Here is a 24,103-nt window from a genome sequence, read left to right as displayed (position 1 = left end):
TGTGTCTGACTCCCCAACATCTGAAACCGCTTCGGCGAATGCCCCGGTAGCGACTCGAGTCATCGGGCTTGCCATCATCGTCCTGAGTGGTTTGCAGATGATGGTGGTGCTCGACGGTACTGTCGCGAACCTCGCTCTGGCGCCATTGCAGGCCGACCTCGGGCTGAGCGACAGCGGCCGCAACTGGGTGTTGACCTCCTACGCGCTTGCGTTTGGTGGGCTCATGCTCCTCGGTGGTCGCCTCGGTGACGCGTACGGGCGCAAGAAGATGTTCATCGCGGGAGTCTCGCTGTTCACGGTGGCGTCGTTGCTCTGTGGTCTCGCCCTGAACGAGGGCATGTTGATCGCAGCGCGGGCGCTTCAAGGTGTCGGCGCAGCCGTGGCGTCGCCCACTGCCTTCGCCCTTGTTGCCACGACTTTCGCCGCGGGTCCGGCTCGTAATCAGGCCATCGCGATTTTTGCCGCCATGACGGGCGTCGGATCGATCGCCGGTCTGATCATCGGCGGCGCATTGACCGAGGTGTCGTGGCGTCTGATCTTCCTCATCAACGTCCCGATCGGCATCGCGCTCGTCGGCATGGCGTTCCGCGCCCTTCGCGAGACGAATCAGACGCGTCTGGCTTTGGATGTCCCCGGCGCGATCCTCGCGACCCTCGGGTGTACCGGTGTTGTTTTTGCTCTCACCGAAGGCCCGGAAATGGGATGGGGGAGCATCGCCGTCATCGGTGCATTGGCGGCCGGATTGGTCGCCCTCGCCGCCTTCCTCTTTGTCGAGCGAACTGCGGACAACCCGCTCTTGCCCTTCTCGTTGTTCGCCGATCGCAACCGTGTCGCGACGTTCCTCGCCATCTTCTTCGTCGGTGGCGCGATGTTCAGCATGACGGCCTTCGTCGCACTGTTCGTGCAGGACATCATGCAGTATTCGCCGTTGCGTGCCGGTATCGCGTTCATTCCGTTCGCGTTCGGATTGGGCGCCGCCGCGTCGGTTGCTTCCAAGCTCGCCGTGAAGGTTCAACCCCGCTGGCTGGTCCTCACCGGCGTCGTGATCATGATCGTCGGACTCCTCTACGGCTCTACTCTCGATTCCGACTCCACCTACCTGGCCAACTTGTTCGTGCCCGTGATCGGGATCGGATTCGGTATCGGCCTCGCGATGGTGCCCTTGCCACTGTGCGCGATCGCCGGTGTCCCGGAGACCGAGATCGGCCCGCTGACCGCAATCTCCCAAGTTGCCCAGACGCTCGGTGGACCATTGGCGCTGTCGGTGATCGGTGCAATGGCGACGTCCAAGACGCTCTCGCTCGGCGGCACTTCGGGCAAGGCAGCGGACATGAATCCGGCGCAATTGATTGCACTCGGAGAGGGGTACACCTTCGCACTTGTGGGCTGCGCGGTCTGCGCCGTGTTCGCCGGTATCGCGGCGCTGTGCATCAGGTTCACACCTTCTCAGGTAGCCCAGGCTCAGGCTGCGGAGAAGGCAGCTCAGGGAATCGCCTGATCAGTCCTGTTTTTCCGCTTCGCTAGCCGATACGATCGTTGCAGGACGTGCCGAGAGTCTCGACGGATCGGGGTGCCGTGATGCGGATCGCGGACATATTGCGAAACAAGGGCAACAGCATCGTCACGATCGACGCCCACACGACGGTCAACGGGCTGCTGTGCGATCTTGCCCGCCACAACATCGGAGCCATGGTGGTGGTCGACGACGATGCGGTGGTCGGCATCATTTCCGAACGCGATGTCGTTCGACGCCTGCACGAGCGTGGCCCGGACCTTCTCGGGATCCAGGTTTCCGAGGTCATGACCGCTCTGATGTACACGTGTGTTCCGGCAGACGCAGTGGACAGCATTGCCGCGATCATGACCGAGCGTCGAATCCGGCATCTGCCGGTGATCGAGGACGGCAACCTCCTCGGCATCGTCAGTATCGGCGACGTGGTGAAGAGCCGCATCGACGAGCTCAAGAGCGAACGCGATCAGCTCGAGTCGTACATCGATCAGGGCTGATCGATAGGTTGTCGCACGGTGACTACTCTCGTGTGATGGCCGCATTCCAGGAATCCACAGCAGACACGGTCACCATCGTGGCCTGCCTCGAGAGCACGTTCGCCGACGAACTCGGCGCTCTGACGGTGCCGTGGCAAGGTGCTGCCGCCCCTGACCCGCAGTTGCTCGTGGTGAACGAGCAGCTGGCTGCGTCGTTGAGATTGGACGTAGCAGCGCTGCGAAGTGTGGACGGGATCGGCGTCCTGTCCGGCTCGACGGTGCCGGTCGGGGCCACGCCGGTGGCGATGGCGTATGCGGGTCATCAGTTCGGTGGGTACGCACCGATTCTCGGGGATGGTCGGGCGTTGTTGCTCGGCGAACTCGTCAGCAGTGCCGGGCAGCGAGTGGACTTGCATCTGAAAGGCTCCGGGCGCACACCGTTCTCTCGGGGCGGCGACGGGTATGCGGTCGTAGGGCCGATGCTGCGCGAATATCTCGTCAGCGAGGCGATGAATGCCCTCGGTGTCCCCACTACGCGCGCGCTGTCGGTGGTGGCGACGGGCCGAGACGTTCGCCGCAACGGCGCAGAACCCGGTGCCGTGCTTGCACGGATCGCGTCGAGTCACCTACGCGTTGGGACCTTCGAGTTCGCGGCCCGGCAGGGCGAGGTCTTGCAGCCGCTCACCGACTACGCGATCGCCCGGCACTACCCGGAGCTGACCGAACTTCCGTCAACGGGTACACACAATCGCTATCTGAGGTTCCTCGAGGCGGTCGTCGAGGCGCAGGCGTCACTGGTGGCGAGGTGGATGCTCATCGGTTTCGTGCACGGGGTCATGAACACCGACAACACGACAATTTCGGGAGAGACCATCGATTACGGTCCGTGCGCCTTCCTCGACGCATTCGATCCGGCGGCAGTGTTCAGCTCGATCGACCACGGGGGCCGCTATGCGTTCGGCAATCAGCCCGCTGTACTGAAGTGGAATCTGGCGCGCTTGGCAGAAACACTGTTGCCGCTGATCGATTCCGCACCCGACAATGCGATTTCCGCGGCGTCGGCAGTTCTCGAGACCTTCGACGAGCGCTACGAGGGACACTATGCGGCCGGTCTCGCGGCAAAGATCGGTCTGGCCCAGCCGTTTGTCGATCGGGCGCTCGTCGACGATCTGCTGACGTTGTTGGCGGAACACGGAGCTGATTGGACAGGCAGTTTCCGCGCACTCGCAGACGAATTGCGCGGAAATTCGGCGCCTCTCGACCAACTCGTGCCACGGGAGCACATCGCGCCCTGGTTGCAGCGGTGGCAGGGAGCCCTGACCGAAAACGGACAAGGGGCCGCGGAGACCGCGAGCGCGTTGGATCGCGTCAACCCGCTGTACATTCCGCGTAATCATCGGCTCGACGCTGCCCTGCGCGCCGCGACCGACGGCGACCTCGCTCCATTCGAGAAGCTGCTGGAGGTTGTCACGCATCCATTCGACCGACGCGACGAGTGGGCTGACTACACCGAGGCGGCTCCGCGGTCTTTCAGCGAGACGTTCCAAACCTTCTGCGGCACTTGACAGACGAAGCCATCAATCCGTCAGGATGATCAGTTCACGCTCCGACGCGATTTCCACCCGCAGGCCGGCCTTCGACGCCACCCGCGCGACACCCTTGATGTCGGTCGGTTCGGCACGCGAGACCACCAGCGCACGGGCGAGCAGACCCTTGTGGTGCTTGTTGAAGTGACTGACGACAGTGCGGGTGCCGTCCGGCTTCTCGGTGAGGACCGTTGCGATCAGTGCGTCTGGAACCGGTCCGAGGTCTTGGTAGGTGCCGGACCGTAGATCGATGACAAGGCCGTCGGCTTCGGCCGCCAAGGCCTTCGGCAACTCCGGCTTCCACAGTGAGCGGAGCGTGCCCATCCCGGGCAGCTTGGACCCGCCGGAAAGGCGGTAGGCGGGGATCAGATCTCCCGCACGGACTGCACCGAACAGAGCGGAGCCGATCGCGATCCGATCGAGAGCCTTGGCCTTCTGGGCGCGGGTGAACGACTTTGCGTCGAGGGCGTCGAAGAGCACGCCGGTGTAGCGCTGCAGTGCGGGCCGCGTCGCGGACACCCACAGCTTGGCATTGCGCTCCACTTCGTCTGCTTGCGTCGGGCCGAGCCCGAGCGCTTCGCATGACGCCTCGACGTCAGCGGCCAGATCGACCAGCGTCTGAACCAGCAATTCGCGCGTTTCGGTCAACTGTGGCATCGACAGTTCGGCCAGATCGAGGGGCGCATCCTTGCCGCCGTCGGACTTGGTTTCTGAGGGAGGCAGCAGTACAAGCACGCTGTAACCGTACCGAGGCCCGCTCGGCCGACTGCGGCGACTATCCTTACACCTCGTGATTACCCGTCTGTCCCACCTGTTCCTGCGTACCCTGCGTGACGATCCCTCGGACGCCGAAGTTGCCAGCCACAAACTGCTGGTTCGTGCCGGCTACGTGCGTCGTATCGCTCCAGGCGTCTACTCGTGGTTGCCGCTGGGATTGCGGGTGCTGCGCGAGGTAGAGCGTGTCGTCCGTGAAGAAATGAATGCAATTGGCGGACAGGAAATCCTGCTGCCTGCGCTGCTCCCGCGCGACCCCTACGAAGCGTCGAACCGCTGGACCGAGTACGGCCCCAACCTGTTCCGCCTCAAGGACCGCAAGGGCAACGACTACATGCTCGGCCCGACCCACGAGGAGCTCTTTGCTCTGACGGTCAAGGGCGAGTACAACTCCTACAAGGACTTCCCGGTCACCCTGTACCAGGTGCAGACCAAGTACCGCGACGAAGAGCGTCCGCGTGCCGGCATTCTGCGCGGCCGCGAGTTCTTGATGAAGGATTCCTACTCCTTCGACCTGACCGACGAAGGCCTGACGGAGTCGTACCAGGCGCATCGCGGCGCCTACGAGAAGATCTTCACGCGTCTGGGCGTCAAGTACGTCATCGTCTCGGCCACCTCCGGTGCGATGGGCGGCAGCGCGTCCGAGGAGTTCCTTGCCGAGAGCGAGATCGGCGAAGACACCTACGTCCGCTGCCTCGAATCCGGCTACGCCGCCAACGTCGAGGCCGTCAAGACTGTTGTTCCCGATTCGATTCCGTTCGACGGGCTGCCCGAAGCCAAGGTGTACGACACCGCGAACACACCCACCATCGACACCCTGGTGGACTGGGCGAACGGCGCTGATCTCGGCCGTACCGTCACCGCCGCCGACACTCTCAAGAACATCATGGTCAAGACCCGCCTGCCCGGCGGCGAGTGGGAACTGCTCGGTATCGGCATCCCCGGCGACCGTGAGGTCGACGAAAAGCGCCTCGAGGCTTCGCTGGAGCCGGCCGAGTTCGTGATGATCACCGAGACCGACTTCAAGAACAACCCGTTCCTGGCCAAGGGTTATATCGGCCCGAAGGCGCTGCAGGCCAACGGCGTTCGCTACCTTGTCGACCCGCGTGTCGTCGACGGCACCAGCTGGATCACCGGCGCCGACGAAGACGGCAAGCACGTGGTCGGCCTCGTTGCCGGTCGGGACTTCACCCCCGACGGAACCATCGAAGCCGCCGAGGTTCGTGACGGCGACGCCTCTCCGGATGGAGCCGGCACGCTGGTCTCGGCTCGCGGTATCGAGATCGGGCACGTCTTCCAGCTCGGCCGTAAGTACACCGACGTCTTCACCGTCGATGTCCTCGCCGAGAACGGCAAGCCCGTCCGCCCGACCATGGGTTCGTACGGCGTCGGCGTCTCGCGTCTGGTGGCCGTCATTGCCGAGCAGCACCATGACGAGAAGGGTCTGCGTTGGCCCGCTGAGGTCTCACCGGCCGACGTTTACCTCGTCATTGCGAACAAGGACGAGACCGCTCGCGAAGGCGCCGAAGGCCTCGCCGCGCAGCTCGACCGCGCGGGACTCGAAGTGATCCTCGACGACCGCAAGGCATCGCCGGGCGTGAAGTTCAAGGACTCCGAGCTGATCGGTGTTCCGCTGATCGTTGTCGTCGGCCGTGGTTGGGCAGACGGCAAGGTCGAGATTCGCGACCGCTTCACCGGCGAGAGCCGTGAGATCGACGCCGACTCGGCGATCGAGGAGATCATCAGCGCAGTTCGCGGCTGATTCGAATAGGCGTCTGGGCCGCCGCAGCCACCTTCCGAGGTGTCTGCGGCGGCCCTTCTTTTCTGCCACAATCGTGGCTATGGAACGCGAACCGGATTGGGCAGAAGTCGACGGCTATCTCGTTTCCACGTTGGTAGGTGAAGATCCGGTTCTCGACGCGGCACTCGCCGCCAATTCCGAGGCAGGTCTCCCGCCCATCGACGTGGCGCCGAACCAGGGCAAGCTCCTCAACCTTCTGGCGCGAATGTGCTTGGCGCGCAATGTTCTCGAGATCGGAACGCTCGGCGGATACAGCACGATCTGGCTCGCTCGCGCGGTCGGTCCCTCGGGCCAGGTCATCACGCTGGAATTCGATCCCATCCACGCGGATGTCGCTCGGGCGAATATCGAGCGTGCCGAACTGGCTGACCGTGTCGACATCCGCGTCGGCGCTGCGCTCGACAGTCTCCCGTTGATCGCGAAAGAAGAGTTGGGACCTTTCGACTTGGTCTTCATCGACGCCGACAAGGAGAACAACACCGAGTACGTGCGGTGGGCGTTGGCCCTTTCGCATCCCGGAACCGTCATCATCGTGGACAACGTGGTGCGTGGGGGACACGTGTCCAACCCGGATATCGACGACGAGCGCGTCAAAGCGAGTCGAGCGGTGTTGGAGATGATCGCGGCCGAGCCGAAACTCGACGGCACCGCCATTCAAACCGTGGGTTCGAAGGGATGGGACGGGTTTGCCGTTGCAGTAGTGAACGAGTGAGCGCAGACTCGAAGCGGTGAGGATGCTGGGGGCAGCAAAGGCGGCATGGCGATGGGTGCGCAGTGCTCCCGGTACCTACGTCTGGTTGCTGGCCCTGCTGTTCACCACACTGTTCCTGCGGCATCTGCCTGACAATGTCGAGGAGCGTTTTCTCGGCAAGCGCTCGACCAATCTGCATCACCTGGCCGAAGACCCGCTACGAGTCCTGTTCTCGAGTGCCTTCTGGCTCGAAGGTGGCGGTTGGTTGGGATACCTGGTTCTCTTCACCATCTTTCATGCAACGGCTGAGCGTTGGCTCGGGACGTGGCGGTGGTTGTGTGTTGTCGTCATCGCCCACGTCGGAGCCACGTACATCAGCGAAGGTGTTCTGTACGAAGGTATTCGGCACGGATACGTGGCGGAGTCGGCGGTCAACACTCTCGACGTGGGTGTGAGTTACGGTCTGGCCGGCGTCATGGGGATTCTGGTATATCGAATCGTCGATCCGTGGCGATACGTCTATCTCGCGGGGTTGCTGCTCTTCTATGGTGTACCTCTGATTTTCGCCACCAATTTCACCGCCATCGGCCACATGTCTGCGTTGTTGCTCGGGTTGGCGTGCTACCCGATCACGCGCGCTCGGGCCGGCACGTGGAATCCGATGGACCTGTGGCATTCGCGAAGAATCGCAGGTCTTCCATGAATCGCACCGCGGAAAGTTACCCGCTGGTAGTTTAGCGTCATCGACGAAAGGTAATGACGTGTCTGGCACCGATGGATTGCTCTTCAACCCCCATACTTACGACCCCGCTCAGTTCGATCCGGAGACCCGCCGTTTGCTGCGAGCCACCATCGAATGGTTCGAGAGCCGCGGTAAGAAGCAACTGCTTCAGGACGACCTCGACGCCGTGTGGGTCTCCGACTTTCTCGAATTCGTCGGCAAGGAGAAGTTGTTCGCGACGTTCCAGACTCCGGCGGCATTCGCCGACGGTGACGAGAACCGTCGTTGGGACGGTGCCCGCAACGCGGCCTTGAGTGAGATCTTCGGTTTTTACGGACTCGCTTACTGGTACGCCTGGCAGGTCACGATCCTCGGACTCGGACCGATCTGGATGAGTGACAACGACGCTGCGAAGAAGCGTGCAGCGCAGGAACTTGCCGACGGTGGTGTCATGGCGTTCGGGCTGTCCGAGCGCGACCACGGCGCCGACGTGTACTCCACCGACATGCTCCTCACTCCCACCGACGGCGACGTCGCCTTCCGCGCGAGCGGCGAGAAGTACTACATCGGAAACGGCAACGTAGCCGGAATGGTGTCTGTGTTCGGGCGTCGTACCGACGTCGAGGGCCCCGAAGGCTACGTGTTCTTTGTCGCCGACAGTGCACATCCGAACTATCAGCTCGTGGACAACGTCCTGCGCGGGCAGATGTATGTCAGCAATTTCCGCCTCGACGATTACCCGGTGCGCGAGGAAGACATTCTGCACACCGGCGTCGCCGCATTCGAGGCCGCGCTCAACACGGTCAACGTCGGAAAGTTCAACCTCTGCACCGGCTCCATCGGCATCACCGAGCATGCGTTCTTCGAGGCAATCACTCACGCGCAGAATCGAATTCTGTACGGCAATCCCGTCACGGATTTTGCCCACGTTCGCGCCGCCTTCGTCGACGCGTACTCACGTCTGATCGCGATGAAGCAGTTCAGTGCGCGGGCGGTCGACTACTTCCGCAGCGCCAGCCTCGAGGACCGTCGCTACCTGCTGTTCAATCCCATGACCAAGGCCAAGGTCACCTCCGAAGGTGAGAAGGTGGTCGGGTTGCTGCACGATGTGATCGCAGCCAAGGGATACGAGAAGTCCACGTACTTCCGCGAGGCAGCGCAGATGATCGGCACGCTGCCCAAGCTCGAGGGCACCGTCCACGTCAACGTCGGCCTGATTCTCAAGTTCTTGCCGAACTATCTGTTCAACTCGGCGCAGTTCCCGGAGATCGTCACGCGCGACGACGCCGCCGACGATGAGTTCTTCTGGAACCAGGGGCCTACCCGCGGCGCTGCGAAGATTCAGTTCCACGAGTGGAAGCCCGTCTACGAGAAGCACTCTTCGATTCCGAACGTCGCCCGTTTTTACGAGCAGGCGATCGCGCTCACCGAATTGCTCACTGCTGCAGCGCCGGACGCACAGCAGCAGAAGGATCTCGATTTCATGCTCAACGTCGGGCACCTGTTCTCTCTCGTCGTCTACGGTCATCTGATTCTCGAACAGGCCGAGATCAGCGGGCTCGACGCCGACGTTGTCGATCAGATCTTCGACTTCCAGATTCGTGACTTCTCGGGATACGCGATCGCACTGCACGGAAAGCCGTCGTCGACACCCGAGCAGCAGAAGTGGGCCCTGGCCGCGGTGCGGAAGCCTGTTGTCGACAGTGAACGCTTCGACCGGGTGTGGCAGCAGGTCAAGGCGTACGACGGTGCATACGAGATGCGCGCATGACCGCGCCGGTGACGCGCGAGCAGTTGATGGCCGTCGTGGAGGGATCCCCGAAAGCCGTCGGCGCGCATGACCGCTCGACCTGGGTGGCCCTGTTTGCCGGCGACGGACAGGTCAACGACCCTGTAGGTTCACGTCCGCACAACGGTCAGGCGGCGATCGAGAGTTTCTACGACACGTTCATCGCCCCCAATTCGATCACCTTCCATGTCGAGCGCGACATCGTGTGCGGCCGGACGGTGTGGCGCGATCTGAGCCTCGCTACCGAGATGTCGACCGGAGTCGTTCTCGACGTTCCGATGCACTTGCGCTACGACTTGGTGGGGGAGCCCGATTCCTTGCGGATCGGAACCCTCTACGCGCATTGGGAATTGGCGACGATGTTGAGCCAGCTCGCGACTGCTGGTGTGGCGGGGGTGAAGGCGGCCGCGAAGTTGACGCCGCAGTTGCTCTCGAACCAGGGGATCGGCGGGGCGCTCGGGTTCTCGCGCGGCATCTTCGGCGTCGGAGACAAAGGCAAGAAGGCAGCGTCGCGGTTCCTCGATGCGGCCGCTGTCGGCCGAACGCCGCCGGTACCCGTCGAGCTTCCGGCGGGGACGCAGTTGTCCAACGCTGATGTCAACGCTCTGCTCACCGGCGTGACGAAGAGCAAGATGCTGGTTGCCGGTCGCACCGTGACGGCGAGCGTCATCGTGTGCGGGGAACCGGCCATCGCATTATTCGGCTTCGAGGCGAGCGGTCATCGACTCAATCGGGTGCGTTTCTTCACCGAGAGCTGACATAGAGCCCTCCACATGCAGGTCAGGCTCGGCGCGCCACTCCGGCGCGCCGAGCCTTCGCTTTTCTGAGAATTGTCAGATCGCCCCGAGATCCGCAGACAGCCAGTGCTGCGGATTCATGTAGATCGCTACCTGTTCGCCCAACTGCGATCGCGCGAATTCGAGATACCCGTCGACCTTGTCCGGAGCCAGGTAACGCCGCGAGACTTCGACCAGCATCTCGTCGGTGCCCGGAACGATCTTGTCGACGGATCCGCTGACGCTGACGTAACGGATTGTCGGATCGAGCCTTTCGGCCATCAACGAGAAATGCCCGGCCGACTCGATGAGTCGTGCCTTTCGCGAATCCTTGCCCGTGAGGATCCATGGTTTGCCACCGGGTGAGTACAGGTACCAGATCGGGACGGTCAACGGACCGCGCTCGGTGCCGTCCGCCACGGACAGCGCCCCGATGTGGGGTTCGGCCAGGAACTGTTCACGCTCATTTTCGGAGAGTGCCATTCCTCGAGATTACCGCGACGTTTGACATGGCGTTGTGACTCCGTACACAATCGATGTGCTCATTATGAACAGGCGTTCGCAATGCGAACACGTTTCGATCCGAACTACTGGATCCCAACCGGTCGCGAACGCCCACAAGCAGTGAATGTCGAGGATCCGATGACCGCACCGCATACGCAGTCGAGTTCAATCACCGGTTCGCCTGGGGCGCGTGCCGCAATGTGGGTAGCACCGTTGTGTTGGATCGCTGTGCTTCTGGACGGATTCGACCTGGTCGTACTCGGCGCGGTCATTCCTTCGCTTCTCGACTACGACGCGTGGGGTTTGAGTACCGGCACGATCACGATGATCTCGACCTTCGGGCTCATCGGCATGACCATCGGCGCCCTCGTCATCGGCACTCTCACCGACGTCATCGGTCGACGCCGCGCGCTGCTGTACGCCGTTGCCGCATTCTCGATTCTGACTCTGTTGTGCGCAATTGCGCCCAATCCGTTCATCTTCGGGCTGCTGCGCTTCTTTGCCGGTGTGGGGCTGGGTGGCGCCCTACCGACGGCATTGGCTCTGGTCAACGAATTCTCGAAGAAACAAGGCGGTGGATCTGCGTCGACCATGCTGATGACCGGCTACCACGTCGGCGCCGTTGCCACCGCAGCGCTGGCGCTCGTCGTGATCGAACCTTTCGGTTGGCGAGCGATGTTCGTTGTCGGCGCACTTCCTGCCGTCGCCCTGATTCCACTCATGTTGCGGTATCTGCCGGAATCCCCGTCGTACCTTCTCGCTCACGGAAAGCGTGCCGAAGCCGAGGAAATCGCTGCCCGTTACGGAGTCGAACTCGAGATTGCGCTCACGTCCGAAGTTGAGCGCGCCGAAGCCGCCAATCCCGTTCGCGCACTGTTCTCTTCGAAGTTCCTGCGCAACAGCATCGCCATCTGGATCACCAGTTTCATGGGCTTGCTGCTCGTCTACGGATTGAACACGTGGCTTCCGACGATCATGCGTGAGGCCGGTTACAACCTCGGGGCGTCGTTGACGTTCCTTCTGATCCTCAATGCCGGCGCCGTCGTCGGACTCTTGATCGCCGGGGGCGTCGCGAACAAGATCGGACCGCGGACTGCAGCCATCGTGTGGTTCGCCGGAGCTGCACTGTTCCTGGCGCTTCTGAGTGTGAAGGTGTCGTTCGGAATCTACGTGATGGTCTTCCTCGCCGGATGCTTCGTGTTCAGTGCGCAGGTACTGGTCTACGCCTTCACGAGCGCCAATCACCCACCTCAGATTCGCGCGACCGCGCTCGGATGGTCGGCAGGTGTCGGCCGGGTCGGTGCGATCTGTGGCCCGATCCTGGGCGGAGTCCTCCTGGGTGCGGGTTACGCCGTGCCGTGGGGCTTCTACGCTTTCGCGCTCGTCGGACTGCTCGGAGCAATTTCGATCTCCTGCACACGGGTGCGCACCTGAAATACCAGTTTTGCTGGTTGGCGTGCTACTGCTATCGTAAAACATGAGTATTAAGAGTAGCGCTATCGTCTCGCCGCAGGAACCGCTACCGATGCCATCGTCTCGATCCGGTTTGTGGTGGGGCTTGCTCGGTGTGCTGGCGTTCTCGTTCACCGTTCCGCTCACGAGGGTCGCCGTCGCGGATCTCGACCCCCTGTTCGTCGGTGCGGGCCGCGCTGTCGTTGCCGGGGCCCTTGCGATTGTGATGCTGTCGGTTACTCGCGCGACGCTTCCGACGCTTCGGCAGTGGTTGCGCATCGCACTCGTGACTGTTGGTGCGGTACTGGGGTTTTCACTGTTCACCACGTTTGCGTTGCAGACATCGCCGGCGAGTCACGCGGCAGTCGTGATCGGGCTACTTCCCGCTGCGACCGCGGTATTTGCGGTCGTCCGAGGAAAAGAGCGTCCCAGTAAGGGATTCTGGTGGGCAAGCGCCGCCGGCGCGGTATCGGTCGTAGGGTTCGTGGCGATTGCAAACGGCGGACTCGGCTCGTTTCATCTCGCTGATCTTCTTCTGTTCGCCGCGGTGGTGTGTGCAGCGCTGGCATATTCGGAAGGTGCGTTGCTGGCCCGCGAGATCGGGTCGTGGCAGACGATTGCCTGGGCATTGATTCTCGGACTGCCGGTCACGATTGCGTTGACGGTGGCGTCCATGGCCCAGGCTCCGGTCTCTGCCGATGTGAATTCGTGGCTTTCGTTTGCCTACCTGGGATGCGTGAGTATGTTTCTCGGGTTCTTTCCTTGGTACCGGGGTCTGGCGATCGGTCCCATTTCCACTGTGAGCCAAACACAGTTGGTTCAACCGGTGCTCAGCATTGCCTGGTCGGCGCTGATACTCGGTGAGACGTTGTCACCCTCGATCGTGGCCGGCGGTGTCGTCGTCATCGGGTGTGCCTGGCTTGCCCTGAAGGCGCGAGTGGCAGCGCCGCGTGCTGTGCCGGCACGCGACGCGACCACTGCTACTGATGAATCAGAAAAGCGGGCCGCCACCGAAGGCACTGCGGTGTGACGCCGGTTGTTTCCCGTTGGCGTCGGTGATTCCGTACTCGACGGCCGTCTCGGCGGTGATCAGTGTGTGACCGCTGCGCGCGTTCACTTCTGGATCGTTGGCCAATGCAGTGATGACTTGGCCGACGAATTCCGGGGTTTCGGCCTCGGCCAGTGAGAAGCCTTCGAAGCTCTCGATCCCACTCGCCTCCATCCGCTCGTTGCGGATCAACCCGAGCCAGAAGGAAAGTGCGGTGACGCCGGTCCCCTTCAATTCGACAGCCATGTCCGCGGCCATCTTGTCCAAACCTGCCTTCGACATCCCGTACAGCACAGAGTGCAGGTACCCGCGGGTGCCGAACGACGAGATGTTGCCGATCACTCCACTGCCCCGGGGAACCATCAACTTCGCCGCTTCCACCGAAGCAACGTAGTGGGCGCGCAGTCCGATTCCGATCAGCGAATCCCAATCGTCGATCGGCCTCTTCCAGAACGGATCGGCGAAGCCTGCATAACCCGCCGGGTTTGCCCAGACGTTGTTGACCAGAAGATCGAGGCGGCCTGACTGTTCCTCGGCGATGCGTGCAAACAGGTCGACGATCTGTTGATCGTCGGCGTGATCGCACTGCACGGCAATGCCGTGACCACCGCGCTCGGTGATCTCGGCTGCGGTGCGATCGAGTGGGCCGTCGTCGCCGACGGTTCCTCGGGCCGTCACGTACACCGTCCATCCGTCGCTTCCCAGCGCGAGGGCAATGCCCTTGCCGACGCTCCGGCTGGCACCGGTTACGAGCGCAACTTTTCCGTTCGTCGTCATCGCGGCCCACCCAACGAACCCTCGGCGATGTCAGCGTCCGGGGAAAGGGGAGTGGTGATCGACCACGTCTCCGTGAAATGGCATTGACTCATTTTCCACATACCGTCCTCGATCACGTACTTGTCGTCGTATTCGCCGGTCATCAACTTCTCGGTGCGCCCGACGGTGTCGATCTGGCGGAACTGCAGAGCCCATCGCCCCACCGCCGACGTCTCCGAGGTCAGTGTGATGTCGGGATGCAATCCGTGATGCATGTCGAGGACCGCGTACCGGCCGTCGACCTTGCGAAGAGCGATCTTCTCGAAGATGTCCGCCATCGGCCCCGCGTCGTCGAAGGCGCCGAGGCGGCCGTAGTCGATCGACGCTCCGGAACGGATGAAGCTGTTGCGGAACCCAACTGGATCCTTGGCATCACATGCTCGCCAGTAGCCGTGCTTGAGCTTCTTGATTTCCTCGATCTGTTCGAGCGCGTCGAGGCGTTGTGCGAGATCCAACGTCGGTCCTTTTCGTCTGGGTTTCCCGGAGACATGTCGGATCGACTGTAGGGTGTCCTCAGTCACATGTGTGTAGTTTTTCCCAGTGACCGGTCAGGAATCGGTGTCGGTTTCGCTCGAGGATTCGTCGCCGGTGAGCGTGATCGCAGTCGAGTCGCTGAAGACGCTGCCCCAGAGCTCGCCGAGGGCTGGATCTTCTTCGGCGTGTTCGGGCGCCATCATTGCGAGCAGATTGTTGATCAGCATCCCGTTCGCGATGAACAAACGCGCTTGCTCGGGTGTGCAACCGGTGCGCTCGCGCAGCAAGGTGTAGATGCCGGACATGGCGTTCCGGGAGACGGCGGCGACATCATCGGTGCTGGTGGCGAAGCCGTGCAACATGACAAGCAGTAGATCTCGGTCGAGAACCAGCTCGCCGTAGGCGGATCCGAGTTCGGCCCAGAACTGCGGATTGCTCGGATCGATCGTGACCGTATCCAATTTGTCGTTGAAGGTGCGGACGATTTCGTCGAGCGCGCGCGTGAACACTGCGTGGAACAAATCTGCCTTGGTTCCGAACATACGCACGACGTAGGGCTGCGAGACACCGGCTTCCTTGGCGACGGCGTCCGTACTGGTCCCCGAGTATCCACCCTTTGCGAAAGCTCGCGTTGCCGCGGCAAGGACCAACGCGCGACGTTCCGGTGCGCTCATCCTGCGGGTACGTGGTTCAGCTGCACCGATCGACATGTTGACACGTTATCACCGGATAGCTTAGTTTCGACTTAAGTAATCATCCGATGCCTTAAGGCACCTTCACTCGAGGAATCACGATGACCGTTTTGACGAAGTCCGGATCGGACGCCGCATCCGGGTCGGAAAGCAGTGGAGGACGTAAGGTTCCGATCGCGATAGCGATGGTTGCTGCCTCTCTGCCCATGTTCATGGCCACCCTCGACAACCTCGTGATGACGAGCGCGCTGCCGGTGATCGAGAAGGAGCTGAATGCGTCCGTCGGGCAACTTCAGTGGTTCATGAATGCGTACACGCTCTGCTTTGCGACGCTGATGCTTTCGGCGACGACGCTCGGCGATCGGTGGGGGCGCCGCAAGATGTTCGTGTTCGGGATCGGGCTGTTCACGGCGGCGTCGATTGCTTCGGCGTTGTCGACGACACCAAGCCTGCTCATCGCGGCCCGAGCCTTTCAGGGCGCCGGCGCTGCCGCGATCATGCCGCTCTCACTCACTCTCCTCGTGGCAGCGGTACCGGAAGCCAAGCGTGCCATGGCAATCGGCGTGTGGGGTGGCGTCTCCGGCCTGGGGATCGCGATGGGTCCCGTGGTCGGTGGAGCGGTAGTCGACGGGTTCTCGTGGCAGGGGATCTTCTGGATCAACGTGCCGGTTGCGATCGTCGCTGTTCCTCTCGCGTTGTATGCGTTGCGTGAATCGACCGGTCGCACACAGCCTCTCGACCTTCCCGGTGTCGCACTCGCCGGACTCGGTGTGTTCCTGGCGGTGTGGGGGATCGTTCACGGCAACGACGAGGGCTGGGGGTCGCTTGGAGTAGTTGCGTCGTTGGTCGGTTCCGCAGTCGCGTTGGCACTGTTCGTGCTTCGCGAGATGAAGACCTCGCATCCGGTCATGCCCCTACGTCTGTTCCGCTCACGCAGCTTCTCGATGGCGAACGTCATCGGCTTGACCTTCTCGATCGGAATCTTCGGGGCGGTGTTCCTGCTGTCGCAGTACCTCCAGATCGTGATGGGCTACAGCCCGTTCCAAGCAGGCCTGCGGACGCTTCCGTGGACGGCAGCGCCGATGATCTTCGCGCCTCTCGCCGGTTTTCTGGCGCCGAAGGTCGGGCTCCGTTCGCTTCTGCTGACCGGTCTGTTGCTCCAGGCCGGAGCATTGTTCTGGTTGGCAGCGTTGATCGGTCCCGACGTGACGTACGGGTCGCTGGTTCCGGCTCTACTGATGGCGGGAATCGGCATGGGCCTGACCTTCGCGCCGAGCTCGACGGCGGTACTCGTCGATATGGACGAGCCTGATCACGGAACGGCCAGTTCGACCAACTCGACGCTTCGTGAGATCGGTGTTGCACTGGGAATCGCGGTTCTCACTGCGGTCTTCCTTGCCGCCGGCGGTGCCCTCACGCCCCTCGGTTACGGAGATGCGCTGACACCTGCACTGCGCGTCGGCGGTTGCTTCGTATTGGTTGCGGTTGTCGCGGCGTGGTTCGTGCCCTCGCATCGCAAGGCCTGAGCCGCTGTGCGCCTTTATTAACCGCCGGCGGTTAATAAAGGCGCACAGCAGTTACGAAGTCGGGTCCCCCGGGAACGCTGAGGTGGCCGGAGCGGTTCCCAGCGCGGACCGCCATCCGGCACCGCGGATAGCCGCATCGGTCAGGCCGTCGATTCCGAACGTGCGGAGTTGGTCGGTATCGACCTGTTCGACGAATGCCCGGTAGGTCACGGCGGTGTCGGATTCGATCTGTGCTGCCAGTTGTGCCGCGGTAACGGCGTCCGTCACCGGAAACGGGATCTCGTACGCTGCCGCGGCTGTCGGCGGGGTCACGCCCGCGTCGGTCGACAGGGCAACCAGCGCATCACGTCGCGCGCGGTGCGCTGCTGTGTGCGTGGCAACCTCGTTGACACGGGCAGGATTCGAAAACGCGGCAACCACTCCGTAAGCGAAGATCGCGGCATTCTCTGATTCGATTGCGGTCAGCAAGGCAGAACTCTCGGATCGACGGGTGTGCGAAATGATCACGGAAGCAACACCGCTACCTGAGTCGAGCACGACGCGCTGATCGAACCGAGCAGGCCCGCGCGATAGCCGGACATCGTCCGAGCGAGATCCGCGGCACTGCGCGCCGAATCGGCCAGCGAGGTACTCAAGGTTTCGACGCCCGTAGGAGCGTTTGCGACCGAGGTCGACGGGGGCGCTGTGGTCGTAGCGGCGCCGCTGCCCGCTGCTCGCGCAATCTCGGCGTCGAGTTCGAGTGCGTGCGCTGTGCGTTCGGCGCTGATCGTGGTCAGTGATGCCGACTTGTCCGGTGCGAGTGCGATGGCGGCGGTTGCGGCTGCCGCGTCGGAGCGGGCTCGATCGGCCTGGGCCGTCAGCTGGTCGACTTCTGCAGCCGCCTCCGCTGTGCCGTTGTCGGTGCAGGCGGACAACGAGAAGGCAGCAGCGCCCAACGCTGCTGTTCCCGTCATCTTGAGCGCACTCCGCCGGGAGAGTGGGGTAGTAGTCATGGGCGTCAGCACCAGTCCATCGTGCCAGGTGGTCGGCCGATCGTTCGAATCCGCGGCACGTGTTCAAGTGTGACGTGCGTCGGGCACTCTGGTCACGGAGACGTGCAATGAGCGGTACTCTTGGATGCTTGCAGCATGTGGCACCTGGTGTCTTTTCATGCTCGCAGCCGCCCACGTCGACAGTCGACACAAGTCGGACAATCGACGACAACTGAAATGAGGAGTTCGCGAGATGCCGGTGCCATCCAGGGAGAGGGTGATCGAGCTGATCTCCGAACTCGTGCACGCCCAGGGTTATGACGTCGACGACGTTGTCGTGACCAGTGCGGGCAAGCACAGCGCGGTGCGCATCATGGTCGACAGCGATGCCGGGATCGAGCTCGATGCCGCCGCGGAGATCAGCAGACTCGTTTCGGAACTTTTCGACACCCTCGAGGAAATCGGTGAAACGCCGTACACCCTCGAGGTGACCTCCCCGGGAATTGACCGCCCACTGACGCTCGATCGTCACTGGCGTCGGGCTCGCGGACGTAAAGCGCGAATCGATCTGGCCGGCGAGACCGTGGTGGGCCGTATCGGAACGATGAACGACGATTCCGTGGCAGTTGTCATCGGTGGCCGTGGCGGACTGACCGTGCGCGAGATTGCACTGGGCGACGTTCAAAAGGCTGTAGTTCAGGTGGAGTTCTCGAAGCCCAGTGAGGCGGAGTTGGAACTCGCGGGCGGCATCCCGGAGGGGCGCGCAGTTCCTTCGGATGCGGTTGACCTCACCGAGGACTCGGGCGTGGACAGTGTCGAAGACGACGAAGCAGAATTAGAAGACGTAGAAAACGAAGAAGGGTTCGACAAGTGAATATCGACATTGCAGCGTTGCGAGCGATCGAAGCCGAAAAAGGTGTCTCGATCGAAACTGTGATCGCCACGATCCAGACCGCGCTGCTGACGGCGTACCGCCACACCGAGGGGCACAAGCAGAACGCTCGGATCGATGTCAACATCAAGACCGGTTCGGTGCGAGTGATGGCGCACGACACCGATGCCGACGGCAACATGATCGGTGAGGAGTGGGACGACACTCCCGAGGGATTCGGACGCATCGCGGCGACCACCGCACGCCAGGTCATCCTGCAGCGTCTGCGCGACGCCGAGCACGAGCGCAGTTTCGGTGAGTTCTCGACCCATGAGGGTGAAATCGTCGGTGGTGTCATTCAGCGTGACACGCGTGCGAATTCCCGCGGAATGGTCGTCGTCCGAATCGGCAGCGAATCCAATGGCGCCGAGGGATTGTTGCCGCCTGCAGAACAGGTTCCCGGCGAGAACTACGAGCACGGTGAGCGAATCAAGTGCTACGTCGTCGGAGTTGCTCGCGGAGCCCGCGGCCCACAGATCACCCTCTCGCGGACCCACCCGAACCTGGTTCGCAAGTTGTTCGCACTCGAGGTTCCAGAGATCGCGGACGGCAGCGTCGAGATCATCAACGTCGCGCGCGAAGCGGGACATCGTTCCAAGATCGCCGTTGCCTCACGTGTGCAGGGGCTCAACGCAAAGGGTGCATGCATCGGCCCGATGGGTCAGCGCGTCCGCAACGTCATGAGCGAACTCGCGGGGGAGAAGATCGACATCATCGACTTCGACGAAGATCCCGCGACGTTTGTGGGCAACGCACTTTCCCCGTCGAAAGTGGTCTCCGTCACTGTCGTCGATCCCGAGGCTCGTGCGGCCCGTGTCATCGTGCCCGATTTCCAGCTTTCGTTGGCCATCGGAAAAGAGGGTCAAAATGCCCGCCTGGCTGCGCGGTTGACGGGTTGGCGTATCGACATTCGGAGCGATGCGGCACCCGTTGGCGACGCGTCCGACCGGCCCGCCACGTCCAACGGATAACAGTGGAATGCAGTGATCGAGACGGTTCGGCGGTAGAGTGGACAATGGTTCGACGTGAGTCCTCGGATTCTGCGCGCGTGAAACCCGGTTCGCCGGTCAGAACGTGTGTGGGATGCAGGGAACAAGGGTCGGCTGTCGATCTGTTGAGGGTCGTGGTTGGTGAGCAGGGGCCGGAGGGTTCCCCGCTCGTCCCCGACGTATCGCGAAGACTCCCCGGTCGAGGTGCATGGCTGCACCTGGATCCGAGTTGTCTGAGCCTGGCAGAGCGGCGCCGAGCATTCAGCAGAGCACTGCGAGTGTCCGGAAATCTGGACACGTCCGCTGTCGACCAGCTGGTCGACGCAGTTCACACAAAAGCAGTACCTCTCGAGAAGAACAGGCACAAGCACTCATGAGCACACCGTGAAGCACCAACGATGAACGTCCATCGGCGATAACCCGAGGTCGTGCGGGACCCACATCTGTGGGATGCCTCCTGCTCGACCTCATCAGTGAGGAGAGCAGTGGCAGGCAAGGCCCGCGTGCACGAGTTGGCTAAAGAACTCGGTGTCACCAGCAAGGAACTACTCGCAACGCTCAAGGAGCAAGGCGAGTTCGTGAAGTCTGCGTCATCCACAGTGGAGGCGCCCGTCGCCCGTCGTCTGCGGGAGTCATTCCCGTCGGCAGGCGGAGCAGAAACCAAGTCCGAGACCGGCGCAGCCGCTCCGGCGGCTCGCCCCGCGGCAAAGCCCGGCGCACCGTCGCCGTCGGCTGCAAAGCCTGGCGCACCGCGTCCCGGCCCCAAGCCGGCCGCACCCGCACCGGCTGCTCCCGCAGCTCCGGCCCCGGCAGCCCCCGCGGCTCCCGCAGCCGCTGCTCCGGCAGCACCGTCAGCGCCGGTCCCCACACCGACGTTCAACGCTCCGAAACCAGCACAGCCGGCACGTCCGGCTCCGGCTGCTCCCGCAGCGTCGGCACCGGCTCCGGCCGCACCGTCCACCGGCGCGAAGCCCGGCGGACCGCGTCCGGGACCGAAGGCACCTCGCGTCGGTAACAACCCGTACTCCTCGGCACCCGCCGAGCGTCCGGCACCTCGTCCGGCTCCCGGCGCACCGCGTCCGGGCGCGGGTCAGGGCGGTTCTCGTCCGGCTCCGGGTCAGGGCGGTCCCCGTCCGGCTCCCGGTCAGGGTGGACCTCGTCCGGCTCCGGGTCAGGGCGGTCCCCGTCCGGCTCCCGGCCAGGGTGGGCCCCGTCCGCCTGCAGGTCAGGGCGGACCCCGTCCCAGCCCCGGCTCCATGCCTCCTCGCCCGAACCCGGGTGCAATGCCTGCTCGTTCCGCTCGTCCCGCGCCCGGTGGCGGCGGACGTCCGGGTCGTCCCGGTGGCGCTCCCGGTGGTCGTCCGGGCGGCGGCGGCGGTGGATACCGCGGCGGCGGCGCTCCCGGCGCCGGTGCTGGTGCAGGTGCTCCCGGTGGAGCAGCTCCGGCCGGTGGATTCCGCGGTCGTCCCGGCGGCGGTGGCCGTCCCGGTCAGCGCGGCGCAGCGGCAGGTGCATTCGGTCGTCCCGGGGGAGCAGTTCGCCGTGGACGTAAGTCGAAGCGGGCGAAGCGCGCCGAGTACGAAAGCATGCAGGCTCCCGCAGTCGGCGGCGTCAGGCTGCCACGCGGCAACGGTGAGACCATCCGTCTCGCTCGCGGCGCATCGCTGTCGGACTTCGCGGACAAGATCGATGCGAACCCCGCAGCACTCGTGCAGGCGTTGTTCAACCTCGGTGAGATGGTCACGGCAACTCAGTCGGTCAACGACGAGACGCTGGAGCTGCTCGGCGGCGAAATGAACTACGTCGTGCAGGTCGTCAGCCCGGAGGACGAGGACCGCGAGCTGCTCGACAGCTTCGACCTCACCTACGGCGAGGACGCCGGCGGAGAAGAGGACCTCGAGTCCCGTCCGCCTGTGGTCACCGTCATGGGCCACGTCGACCACGGTAAGACCCGTCTGCTCGACGTGATCCGTAAGGCGAATGTCCGTGAGGGCGAAGCCGGCGGCATCACGCAGCACATCGGTGCCTACCAGGTGCTGACCGAGCTCGAGGGCAACGAGCGTCTCGTGACGTTCATCGACACCCCGGGTCACGAGGCCTTCACGGCCATGCGTGCTCGTGGTGCCAAGGCCACCGACCTCGCGATCCTTGTTGTCGCAGCCGACGACGGCGTCATGCCGCAGACGGTGGAAGCGATCAACCACGCCCAGGCGGCCGACGTGCCGATCGTGGTCGCGGTGAACAAGATCGACAAGGAAGGCGCGAACCCGGACAAGATCCGGCAGCAGCTCACCGAGTACGGACTGGTGGCCGAGGAGTACGGCGGAGACACCATGTTCGTCGACATCTCGGCGAAGCAGGGTCTCAACATCGACGCACTGCTCGAAGCAGTGCTGTTGACGGCCGACGCTTCCCTGGATCTGCGCGCCAACCCGGACATGGACGCTCAGGGTGTTGCCATCGAGGCGCACCTCGACCGTGGCCGCGGCCCCGTCGCTACCGTGCTCATTCAGCGCGGAACGCTGCGGGTCGGCGACTCGATCGTTGCCGGCGATGCTTACGGCCGCGTCCGCCGCATGGTGGACGAGCACGGTCAGGACGTCCACGAGGCACTGCCTTCACGTCCGGTGCAGGTCATCGGCTTCACGTCGGTCCCCGGTGCAGGCGACAACCTGCTCGTGGTCGACGAGGACCGTATCGCTCGTCAGATCGCGGACCGTCGCAACGCACGTAAGCGCAACGCGCTTGCAGCGAAGAGTCGTAAGCGCATCAGCCTCGACGATCTCGATGCAGCTCTGAAGGAACATTCACAGCTGAACTTGATCCTCAAGGGTGACAACTCGGGAACCGTGGAGGCCCTCGAAGAGGCTCTCCTCGGAATTCCGATCGACGACGAGGTGCAGTTGCGCGTCATCGACCGCGGTGTCGGTGGCATCACGGAGACCAACGTCAACCTGGCTGCTGCGTCCAACGCGATCATCATCGGCTTCAACGTCCGCGCCGAAGGCAAGGCAACGGAGCTGGCGAACCGCGAGGGCGTCGACATTCGCTACTACTCGGTGATCTACCAGGCCATCGACGAGGTCGAGAAGGCACTCAAGGGTCTGCTCAAGCCGGTGTACGAAGAGGTCGAGCTGGGCAAGGCAGAGATCCGCGCCATGTTCCGTTCGTCCAAGATCGGCAACATTGCCGGTTGCTTGGTCACCTCAGGCAGCATCCGTCGCAACGCCAAGGCACGTCTCATCCGCGACAGCAAGGTCATCGCCGAGACGGTCACCATCTCCTCGCTCAAGCGGGAGAAGGAAGACGCTACCGAGGTTCGCGAAGGCTACGAATGTGGTTTGACCGTTACCTATTCCGATATCAAGATCGGTGACGTTCTCGAGTGCTACGAGCTTCGCGAGAAGCCGCGCGACTGATTATGTCGACACGGGCGTTGGGGCGGACGCACGTGAGTACTAGCTGACATGGACTCTCTCGGACTTGAACATACAAGTCCGAGAGAGTCCATTCGGCTCTGTCTAGGGGGAAAATGTTTGTAGGGGCACTGGAGTTCGACATCCTTTTCGGCGATGTCCACTCACTCAAGGAAAAGCGTTCGATGCTGTCGCCGATCCTGACGGAACTCCGTCGATTCGGTGTGAGTGCAGCGGAGGCGGGGGAGCAGGGACGCCTGCGTCGTGCGCTCGTGGGCGTCGGTGTGGTCAGTTCGTCCGTCGATCACCTGCACGACGTTCTCGATCATTGTGAGCGGGCGGTCGCCGAGCGTCCGGAGATTCAGTTGCTGGCTGTGCGAAGGCGAATCTTCGGCCCGGAAGACTGAGCGTCATCGGGCGGTGTCGATGAGCCACGCTTCCAGACGGCGTACCGAATCGAGTTCGTCGGCAAGGGATTCGGTGGCTTCGGGACCAACTGTGGCGGTGTTTGTGCTCACGCTCGACACATGCGACAACTGACCTCTACCGATGGTGATTTGGTTGCCGGGTAGCCGATGGACGAGACTGTTGTCGGTAATAATTCTTGTTAACCAGAACTTTGATCGATCGAGTCACCTCGATTCGAGTGGCCAGGTAGAGGAGACTGACAGTCATGGTAGATCCAGCCCGGGCACGCAAGTTGGCAAAGCGTATCGGAACCATCGTCGCAACGGCGATCGATCACGAGATCAAGGATCCGCGACTCGCATTCGTGACCATCACGGACACCAAGGTCACCAACGATCTGCACGACGCGACGGTGTACTACACAGTCATGGGCGAGAAGGTCGATTCCGCACCCGATGTGGAAGCCGCCGCCGCAGGTCTCGAGAAGGCCAAGGGTGTTCTCCGCTCGAAGGTCGGTGCCGGAACTGGCGTTCGCTTCACACCGACTCTGACGTTTGTCGCCGATACCGTTCCAGACACCGCGCGTCATATGGAAGAACTGCTGGCCCGTGCCAAGGCCGCCGACGACGAGGTCGCCAAGGCGCGTGAGAATGCACAGCCGGCCGGAGATGCAGATCCGTACAAGGAGCCGCGAGTGGCTTCGGACGAAGACGAGGCGTCGCCAGATGTTCGTGAAGCCGACTGACGCGCAC

24 protein-coding genes are annotated in these 24,103 nt (G+C 63.0%); 17 read left to right on the top strand and 7 right to left on the bottom strand.

Annotation, left to right across the window (positions count from 1 at the left end):
• Nucleotide 1: 1 nt before the first annotated feature.
• From ATN37_RS11145 to ATN37_RS11135, 3 genes are all read left to right on the top strand, one after another.
• Nucleotides 2-1,498 carry an MFS transporter gene (locus tag ATN37_RS11145; protein WP_050656470.1) on the top strand — a complete coding sequence of 499 codons (1,497 nt, stop codon included), beginning with the start codon at nt 2-4 and terminating at the stop codon, nt 1,496-1,498.
• An 80-nt stretch (nt 1,499-1,578) separates the two neighbouring features.
• Nucleotides 1,579-2,007, top strand: coding sequence for a CBS domain-containing protein (locus tag ATN37_RS11140; protein WP_007735005.1), 429 nt, complete (start codon nt 1,579-1,581; stop codon nt 2,005-2,007).
• A 35-nt stretch (nt 2,008-2,042) separates the two neighbouring features.
• On the top strand, nt 2,043-3,551 hold the full coding sequence (locus tag ATN37_RS11135; protein ID WP_218695123.1) for a YdiU family protein: 1,509 nt from the start codon (nt 2,043-2,045) through the stop codon (nt 3,549-3,551).
• A gap of 12 nt (nt 3,552-3,563) precedes the next feature.
• Here the strand turns inward: ATN37_RS11135 and yaaA are convergent, their stop codons facing one another.
• Nucleotides 3,564-4,307, bottom strand: coding sequence for a peroxide stress protein YaaA (gene yaaA, locus ATN37_RS11130; protein ID WP_007735009.1), 744 nt, complete (start codon nt 4,305-4,307; stop codon nt 3,564-3,566).
• A gap of 55 nt (nt 4,308-4,362) precedes the next feature.
• On the opposite strand from yaaA, the gene ATN37_RS11125 reads away from it, so the two are divergent.
• The 5 genes from ATN37_RS11125 to ATN37_RS11105 all read left to right on the top strand — a co-directional run bounded on the left by ATN37_RS11125 (nt 4,363) and on the right by ATN37_RS11105 (nt 10,106).
• Nucleotides 4,363-6,108, top strand: coding sequence for a proline--tRNA ligase (locus ATN37_RS11125; protein WP_054188575.1), 1,746 nt, complete (start codon nt 4,363-4,365; stop codon nt 6,106-6,108).
• 79 nt (nt 6,109-6,187) lie between these two features.
• Nucleotides 6,188-6,859 (top strand): O-methyltransferase, encoded by a 672-nt coding sequence (locus tag ATN37_RS11120; protein ID WP_007735014.1) that lies wholly within the window; start codon nt 6,188-6,190, stop codon nt 6,857-6,859.
• 22 nt (nt 6,860-6,881) lie between these two features.
• Nucleotides 6,882-7,541, top strand: a complete 660-nt coding sequence (locus ATN37_RS11115; RefSeq protein WP_003942804.1) for a rhomboid-like protein — start codon at nt 6,882-6,884, stop codon at nt 7,539-7,541.
• Between the two features lie 58 nt (nt 7,542-7,599).
• Nucleotides 7,600-9,330: an acyl-CoA dehydrogenase family protein gene (locus ATN37_RS11110; RefSeq protein ID WP_007735018.1), complete on the top strand. Its 1,731-nt coding sequence runs from the start codon at nt 7,600-7,602 to the stop codon at nt 9,328-9,330.
• On the top strand, nt 9,327-10,106 hold the full coding sequence (locus ATN37_RS11105) for a nuclear transport factor 2 family protein (RefSeq protein WP_030535621.1): 780 nt from the start codon (nt 9,327-9,329) through the stop codon (nt 10,104-10,106). The genes ATN37_RS11110 and ATN37_RS11105 overlap by 4 nt, the downstream gene beginning before the upstream one ends.
• A gap of 75 nt (nt 10,107-10,181) precedes the next feature.
• On the opposite strand, the gene ATN37_RS11100 is transcribed toward ATN37_RS11105, so the two are convergent.
• Nucleotides 10,182-10,607 carry a pyridoxamine 5'-phosphate oxidase family protein gene (locus ATN37_RS11100; protein ID WP_003942732.1) on the bottom strand — a complete coding sequence of 142 codons (426 nt, stop codon included), beginning with the start codon at nt 10,605-10,607 and terminating at the stop codon, nt 10,182-10,184.
• A gap of 159 nt (nt 10,608-10,766) precedes the next feature.
• On the opposite strand from ATN37_RS11100, the gene ATN37_RS11095 reads away from it, so the two are divergent.
• Nucleotides 10,767-12,062, top strand: coding sequence for an aromatic acid/H+ symport family MFS transporter (locus tag ATN37_RS11095; RefSeq protein ID WP_256933204.1), 1,296 nt, complete (start codon nt 10,767-10,769; stop codon nt 12,060-12,062).
• A gap of 91 nt (nt 12,063-12,153) precedes the next feature.
• A complete protein-coding gene (locus ATN37_RS11090) occupies nt 12,154-13,110 on the top strand; it encodes a DMT family transporter (protein ID WP_007735024.1) in 957 nt (318 codons plus the stop codon).
• On the opposite strand, the gene ATN37_RS11085 is transcribed toward ATN37_RS11090, so the two are convergent.
• The 3 genes from ATN37_RS11085 to ATN37_RS11075 all read right to left on the bottom strand — a co-directional run bounded on the left by ATN37_RS11085 (nt 13,072) and on the right by ATN37_RS11075 (nt 15,128).
• Complete coding sequence (locus ATN37_RS11085; protein ID WP_003942723.1) at nt 13,072-13,905, bottom strand: SDR family NAD(P)-dependent oxidoreductase; 834 nt, start codon at nt 13,903-13,905, stop codon at nt 13,072-13,074. The two genes, ATN37_RS11090 and ATN37_RS11085, sit on opposite strands and share 39 nt — an antisense overlap.
• Entirely contained in the window at nt 13,902-14,399 is a 498-nt protein-coding gene (locus ATN37_RS11080; protein ID WP_007735030.1) for a nuclear transport factor 2 family protein, read from the bottom strand. The genes ATN37_RS11085 and ATN37_RS11080 overlap by 4 nt, the downstream gene beginning before the upstream one ends.
• 93 nt (nt 14,400-14,492) lie before the next feature.
• On the bottom strand, nt 14,493-15,128 hold the full coding sequence (locus ATN37_RS11075) for a TetR/AcrR family transcriptional regulator (RefSeq protein WP_003942694.1): 636 nt from the start codon (nt 15,126-15,128) through the stop codon (nt 14,493-14,495).
• 83 nt (nt 15,129-15,211) lie between these two features.
• Between ATN37_RS11075 and ATN37_RS11070 the strand changes: the two genes are divergently transcribed.
• Nucleotides 15,212-16,636 (top strand): MFS transporter, encoded by a 1,425-nt coding sequence (locus tag ATN37_RS11070; RefSeq protein WP_047271367.1) that lies wholly within the window; start codon nt 15,212-15,214, stop codon nt 16,634-16,636.
• Between the two features lie 51 nt (nt 16,637-16,687).
• On the opposite strand, the gene ATN37_RS11065 is transcribed toward ATN37_RS11070, so the two are convergent.
• Nucleotides 16,688-17,143, bottom strand: a complete 456-nt coding sequence (locus ATN37_RS11065) for a ferritin-like domain-containing protein (RefSeq protein ID WP_058038655.1) — start codon at nt 17,141-17,143, stop codon at nt 16,688-16,690.
• Nucleotides 17,140-17,589, bottom strand: a complete 450-nt coding sequence (locus tag ATN37_RS11060) for a hypothetical protein (RefSeq protein WP_042450877.1) — start codon at nt 17,587-17,589, stop codon at nt 17,140-17,142. Before ATN37_RS11060 ends, ATN37_RS11065 begins: the two co-directional genes overlap by 4 nt.
• A 271-nt stretch (nt 17,590-17,860) precedes the next feature.
• Between ATN37_RS11060 and rimP the strand changes: the two genes are divergently transcribed.
• The 6 genes from rimP (at nt 17,861) to rbfA (ending at nt 24,096) form a co-directional block, all read left to right on the top strand.
• Nucleotides 17,861-18,481: a ribosome maturation factor RimP gene (gene rimP / locus ATN37_RS11055; protein ID WP_050655155.1), complete on the top strand. Its 621-nt coding sequence runs from the start codon at nt 17,861-17,863 to the stop codon at nt 18,479-18,481.
• Nucleotides 18,478-19,509 (top strand): transcription termination factor NusA, encoded by a 1,032-nt coding sequence (gene nusA, locus ATN37_RS11050; RefSeq protein ID WP_003942738.1) that lies wholly within the window; start codon nt 18,478-18,480, stop codon nt 19,507-19,509. The genes rimP and nusA overlap by 4 nt, the downstream gene beginning before the upstream one ends.
• Before the next feature lie 44 nt (nt 19,510-19,553).
• Nucleotides 19,554-19,904 carry a YlxR family protein gene (locus ATN37_RS11045; protein ID WP_019748063.1) on the top strand — a complete coding sequence of 117 codons (351 nt, stop codon included), beginning with the start codon at nt 19,554-19,556 and terminating at the stop codon, nt 19,902-19,904.
• Nucleotides 19,905-20,012: 108 nt separating this feature from the next.
• Nucleotides 20,013-22,946, top strand: coding sequence for a translation initiation factor IF-2 (infB, locus tag ATN37_RS11040; RefSeq protein ID WP_218695121.1), 2,934 nt, complete (start codon nt 20,013-20,015; stop codon nt 22,944-22,946).
• A gap of 113 nt (nt 22,947-23,059) precedes the next feature.
• On the top strand, nt 23,060-23,350 hold the full coding sequence (locus ATN37_RS11035; protein WP_003942205.1) for a DUF503 domain-containing protein: 291 nt from the start codon (nt 23,060-23,062) through the stop codon (nt 23,348-23,350).
• 266 nt (nt 23,351-23,616) lie between these two features.
• A complete protein-coding gene (gene rbfA, locus ATN37_RS11030) occupies nt 23,617-24,096 on the top strand; it encodes a 30S ribosome-binding factor RbfA (protein ID WP_003942248.1) in 480 nt (159 codons plus the stop codon).
• The last annotated feature ends 7 nt before the right edge of the window (nt 24,097-24,103 follow it).

It is taken from the genome of Rhodococcus sp. MH15, assembly GCF_019266045.1.
In the GTDB taxonomy this organism is placed as follows: Bacteria; Actinomycetota; Actinomycetes; order Mycobacteriales; family Mycobacteriaceae; genus Rhodococcus_F; species Rhodococcus_F qingshengii.
The sequence above is the reverse complement of the archived record's forward strand: the minus strand, read 5'-3'. Positions and strand labels throughout refer to the sequence as shown.

What these genes read in the sequence shown, in the direction of transcription:
- ATN37_RS11140 (WP_007735005.1), top strand. Translation starts at nt 1,579, where the DNA reads ATGCGGATCGCGGACATATTGCGAAACAAGGGCAACAGCATCGTCACG.
- ATN37_RS11135 (WP_218695123.1), top strand. Translation starts at nt 2,043, where the DNA reads ATGGCCGCATTCCAGGAATCCACAGCAGACACGGTCACCATCGTGGCC.
- ATN37_RS11120 (WP_007735014.1), top strand. Translation starts at nt 6,188, where the DNA reads ATGGAACGCGAACCGGATTGGGCAGAAGTCGACGGCTATCTCGTTTCC.
- ATN37_RS11115 (WP_003942804.1), top strand. Translation starts at nt 6,882, where the DNA reads ATGCTGGGGGCAGCAAAGGCGGCATGGCGATGGGTGCGCAGTGCTCCC.
- ATN37_RS11105 (WP_030535621.1), top strand. Translation starts at nt 9,327, where the DNA reads ATGACCGCGCCGGTGACGCGCGAGCAGTTGATGGCCGTCGTGGAGGGA.
- ATN37_RS11100 (WP_003942732.1), bottom strand. Translation starts at nt 10,607, where the DNA reads ATGGCACTCTCCGAAAATGAGCGTGAACAGTTCCTGGCCGAACCCCAC.
- ATN37_RS11095 (WP_256933204.1), top strand. Translation starts at nt 10,767, where the DNA reads ATGACCGCACCGCATACGCAGTCGAGTTCAATCACCGGTTCGCCTGGG.
- ATN37_RS11090 (WP_007735024.1), top strand. Translation starts at nt 12,154, where the DNA reads ATGCCATCGTCTCGATCCGGTTTGTGGTGGGGCTTGCTCGGTGTGCTG.
- ATN37_RS11085 (WP_003942723.1), bottom strand. Translation starts at nt 13,905, where the DNA reads ATGACGACGAACGGAAAAGTTGCGCTCGTAACCGGTGCCAGCCGGAGC.
- ATN37_RS11075 (WP_003942694.1), bottom strand. Translation starts at nt 15,128, where the DNA reads ATGTCGATCGGTGCAGCTGAACCACGTACCCGCAGGATGAGCGCACCG.
- ATN37_RS11070 (WP_047271367.1), top strand. Translation starts at nt 15,212, where the DNA reads ATGACCGTTTTGACGAAGTCCGGATCGGACGCCGCATCCGGGTCGGAA.
- ATN37_RS11060 (WP_042450877.1), bottom strand. Translation starts at nt 17,589, where the DNA reads ATGACGGGAACAGCAGCGTTGGGCGCTGCTGCCTTCTCGTTGTCCGCC.
- rimP (WP_050655155.1), top strand. Translation starts at nt 17,861, where the DNA reads ATGCCGGTGCCATCCAGGGAGAGGGTGATCGAGCTGATCTCCGAACTC.
- ATN37_RS11045 (WP_019748063.1), top strand. Translation starts at nt 19,554, where the DNA reads ATGGTTCGACGTGAGTCCTCGGATTCTGCGCGCGTGAAACCCGGTTCG.
- ATN37_RS11035 (WP_003942205.1), top strand. Translation starts at nt 23,060, where the DNA reads ATGTTTGTAGGGGCACTGGAGTTCGACATCCTTTTCGGCGATGTCCAC.
- rbfA (WP_003942248.1), top strand. Translation starts at nt 23,617, where the DNA reads ATGGTAGATCCAGCCCGGGCACGCAAGTTGGCAAAGCGTATCGGAACC.